Raw genomic sequence first — 3,948 nt, forward strand, 5'->3', positions numbered from 1 at the left:
TTGCGGTGCTATATTTACAGAAAGTTTTTTTGGTCCAGAATTGGCAAGGATACCGCCAAGCACCGGTGGCAGCGGCTTTGCTTTCGTTTGATGGATTTAGTTCCCATGGAATACCTAGTGAGTAGCTTTAGTAGCTTTATTGAACAATGTCGTCAATATGGGCAAACTGAGCTGGTAAGAATACTTACATTCCCCACTCCGAAGGGGGAAGGCTTCTTTGGCTATGAACGCCGCTGGTATGAGGATTTGGCTGAATATGAATTTGATAAATTGAAATTACCTGGGGCGGCAGACTATGATGGTTATTTGACAGTAAAGTATGGTAACTACATGGAGTTGCCACCGGAAAATAAACGAAAAGTACATCCTATTTCCAAATTGACATTATTGTCAGAACAGGAGGGAATGGCAGAAAATGGCAAAGAAATATAAAGTGGGTTACACCGATGGCGTTTATGACCTTTTTCATACAGGCCACTTGAATATGATAGAGACTGCCAAGAGTCAGTGCGAGCACCTTATTGTTGGCGTACATGGTGATGATGTGGTGGTTAGCTACAAGCACCGTCATCCTATTATCAATGAGGACGGCCGTCGTCGCATTATTGCCTCTGTTTCTGATGTGGATGAGGCTGTTATCACTCGTTTCCGTGACAAGATGAAGCTTTGGGAAAAATATCATTTTGATGTTATTTTCATTGGTGATGACTGGAAAGGTACTGAGCGGTGGAATAAATTTGAAAAAGAGCTGGCTGAGGTTGGGGTAGATGTTGTTTATGTCCCATATACCAAGGGGATATCTACCACAGAAATTCGTGAGCGCATCATGCTTGGTGATCGCAAGAAAGTGGCTATAACTATGGGAGATCCTGCCGGTATTGGTGCGGAAATAATTGTTAAGTCCCTGACACGTGAAGAAGTATATCGTCAATGTATCCCTATAGTTATTGGTGACAGGGCTGCTCTTGAAGATGCCTTGGATTTTTGCAATTTAAATCTGGAAATAAATGAAATTACTGAGCCTAAGGACGCAAAAGGCTTGCTTGGAACCATTGATGTTATTAATTTGGGTCTTCTGGAACCTCATGGCTGGGAATATAAGAAAAACTCTGCTCTTTGTGGGGATGCTTCATTTCAGTACATTATCAAAGGAATTGAATTGGCAAAGGCAAAACAGGTGGATGCTGTAGCTACGGCTCCTATAAATAAAGAATCTCTCCATATGGGGGGCCATAAATACAGTGGCCATACGGAAATTTTTGCCGAGTACACCAATACTCCGAAATATGCCATGCTTTTGGCCAGTGGTATTCGTAGTGACCGGAAGCTTTGCGTCATTCATGTTTCCACCCATGTTTCGTTGAAGGAAGCCTGTGAACGGGTAAAGAAGGACCGAGTGGTAGAGGTAATTAAGCTGGCAGATAAGGGAATGAAGCTGTTGGGCTTTGAAAATCCCCGCATTGCCGTGGCGGGGCTGAATCCTCATTGTTCCGAGGATGGACTATTTGGACATGAAGAGGCTGACGAAATAATACCGGCTATTAATGAAGCCAGAAAACAAGGTTATGATGTGACCGGACCTGTTCCGCCTGATACCGTGTTCGTAAAAAGTATGGGCGGCGAGTCTGATGTGGTGGTTGTAATGTACCATGATCAGGGACACATTCCTCTAAAAATCTGTGGTTTTGCATTGAACCCTGTCACCAAGCAGTATACCTCCATGAGCGGTATCAACTGTACTATTGGCTTGCCAGTTATTCGTACATCCGTTGACCATGGTACTGCCTATGGCAAGGCCGGTGAGGGGCGGGCCAATGAAGAGAGTATGCTGGATGCTATCTATGCTGCGGTGACTATTGCTAATAATTGGCAGAAATATGGGGCAGTATAATGGGGTATGGTATTAAATCGTCCACAAATTGTGGACGATTTAGAAAATTATGTGAGGATATTTTATGTCAGAGAGTCAAAATGTTGAATATAAGGAATCTTGGCGGGATGAATATTTGAAGTGGTTGTGTGGATTCGCTAATGCTGGTGGCGGTACACTTTATATTGGTGTTGATGATGCTGGAAAAATTGTCGGGGTGCAGAATATAAAGAAATTACTAGAGGATGTTCCCAATAAAATTCAATCTGGGTTAGGTATTGTTGCTGATGTAAACAAGTTGACTGAGGATGGAAAGGATTATTTGGAGATAAAGGTTAAATCCAGTACATTTCCGATTAGCTATCACGGTGAATTTCATTATCGTAGTGGTGCTACCAAGCAACAGTTGACAGGTATTGCTCTATCGGAGTTTATAATGCAGAAAACAGGTTTTCGATGGGAAGATGTCACGGTTGACAATATTGCAGTGGATGATTTAGATGATGAGAGTTTTAAGATATTCCGCCGGGAAGCATTGAGAACAAATCGAATGTCTGAAGCAGAACTTAATGTTTCCAATAAAGAATTGCTTCAAAAATTTCATCTAATTACTGATGGAAAACTAAAACGTTCAGCAGTACTTCTCTTTTACAGTGATCCCGAAATTATTCAGAATGGAAGCTATATAAAAATTGGGAAGTTTGATGAACAAGGAAGGGTCGTTTATCACAACGATCTAGAAGAATCACTGCTTGTAAATGCAAGTAAAGTGATTGATATTATTTTTCAGATGTATCTGAAAGCGAAAATCAGTTATAAGCATGATATAAGGGTTGAGGAATATCCTTTTGCGAGAGAGGCTATTCGTGAGGCTGTTTACAACGCCATTGCACACAACTGCTATATGTATGGTGTTCCTATACAGATTCGTGTGGATGATAATAGTATTACGATAAGTAATAGTTGCATTTTGCCTGAAGGATGGACGGTTGAAACTTTGATGGAACCTCATGATTCTAAGCCATACAATCCCGATATTGCCAGAGTTTTTTATCGTGCTGGCTTCATTGAAAATTGGGGACAGGGTATAAAAAAGATTTGTGATGAATGCAAAGCAATAGGCTCAGGACTCCCCTTCTATGAGCTTATAGGAACTACACTCAGAATTAGGTTGCAAGCTTTGGAGAATGCTATTATTGATAAGGACAAAGTTTTAAACCGCCAAAGTGGCGGATTAAGTGGCGGATTAAGTGGCGGATTAAGTGGCGGATTAGCAGAGACGATTATAGAAATGATATGTTCTGATAATTCTATTACTGTTCAAGCAATGGCTGAAGTGGCAAATGTTCCTAAACGAACTATTGAAAGAGAAATGAAAAAGCTTCGTGATAGTGGCCGTATCACCCGTGAAGGAGGTAACAGGTATGGTAAATGGAGGATAAATGAGTAACGCAAAAAATGGTGGAAAGAAATTCAGCAGCCAACCTCTGGGGGTATCCAGCTATGAACTGTCAAAATTTATCCCGGAAGAATTCAAGAGGAGTGTGCCTAGTATTGAGTAAAAAGAGAGGGGATTTAGTAACTAATAAGGGACTTGAGTAATATTGTATACAAGCAGTTTTTAATACTATTTGGTCGCATAAAACAAAATAATATGATTTTATGAGTGTAAATTTATGGAAAAAGCACGTATTGGCGGGGGATAACATGGATGATTATATTCAAAATGTGTTAAGTTGTTTTCAGGCAATTTAGATGCACGTGCCATAAGGGATATTCTTGAGCGTTGGGGGATATATAAAGATTTTCATATGCAAGGAGAAGAAAAATTGTTGGTTGTAAAAAACCATCGAAATACATTGGCTCACGGAGACCGTTCGTTTAAGGAAATAGGGCGAGATTATACTATATCTGACTTAAAAGAATACACTACTTATTGTTATAATTATTTAATTGAATTAGTAAAACAGTTTTATGTATACATAGAGGATGAACGATTTATCGACAACAAATAATTATAGTGAACTCAACTTTCCCACCACAAAAATAAAGCCAATTCCTTGAAAATATTGGTGTCG

3 protein-coding genes and 1 pseudogene are annotated in these 3,948 nt (G+C 40.0%); all 4 read left to right on the forward strand.

Annotation, left to right across the window (positions count from 1 at the left end):
* Positions 1–432, forward strand: a pseudogene (locus Q0Y54_RS12055) (hypothetical protein); the annotation flags it as partial.
* Positions 416–1,891 (forward strand): 4-hydroxythreonine-4-phosphate dehydrogenase PdxA, encoded by a 1,476-nt coding sequence (pdxA, locus tag Q0Y54_RS12065; RefSeq protein ID WP_366072769.1) that lies wholly within the window; start codon positions 416–418, stop codon positions 1,889–1,891. The pseudogene Q0Y54_RS12055 and the gene pdxA, both read left to right, overlap by 17 nt.
* Before the next feature lie 64 nt (positions 1,892–1,955).
* The gene (locus tag Q0Y54_RS12070) at positions 1,956–3,320 is read left to right on the forward strand and encodes an RNA-binding domain-containing protein (protein ID WP_297968370.1); all 1,365 of its coding nucleotides are present in this window, start codon (positions 1,956–1,958) and stop codon (positions 3,318–3,320) included.
* A 286-nt stretch (positions 3,321–3,606) separates the two neighbouring features.
* Positions 3,607–3,885, forward strand: a complete 279-nt coding sequence (locus tag Q0Y54_RS12075) for an MAE_28990/MAE_18760 family HEPN-like nuclease (RefSeq protein WP_297968373.1) — start codon at positions 3,607–3,609, stop codon at positions 3,883–3,885.
* The last annotated feature ends 63 nt before the right edge of the window (positions 3,886–3,948 follow it).

Origin of the sequence: uncultured Anaerovibrio sp. (assembly GCF_947302755.1) — a bacterium.
Lineage (GTDB): Bacteria > Bacillota > Negativicutes > Selenomonadales > Selenomonadaceae > Anaerovibrio.

Bases quoted from the DNA above. Each gene is read 5' to 3' on its own strand.
- pdxA (WP_366072769.1), top strand. From the start codon at position 416: ATGGCAAAGAAATATAAAGTGGGTTACACCGATGGCGTTTATGACCTT.
- Q0Y54_RS12070 (WP_297968370.1), top strand. From the start codon at position 1,956: ATGTCAGAGAGTCAAAATGTTGAATATAAGGAATCTTGGCGGGATGAA.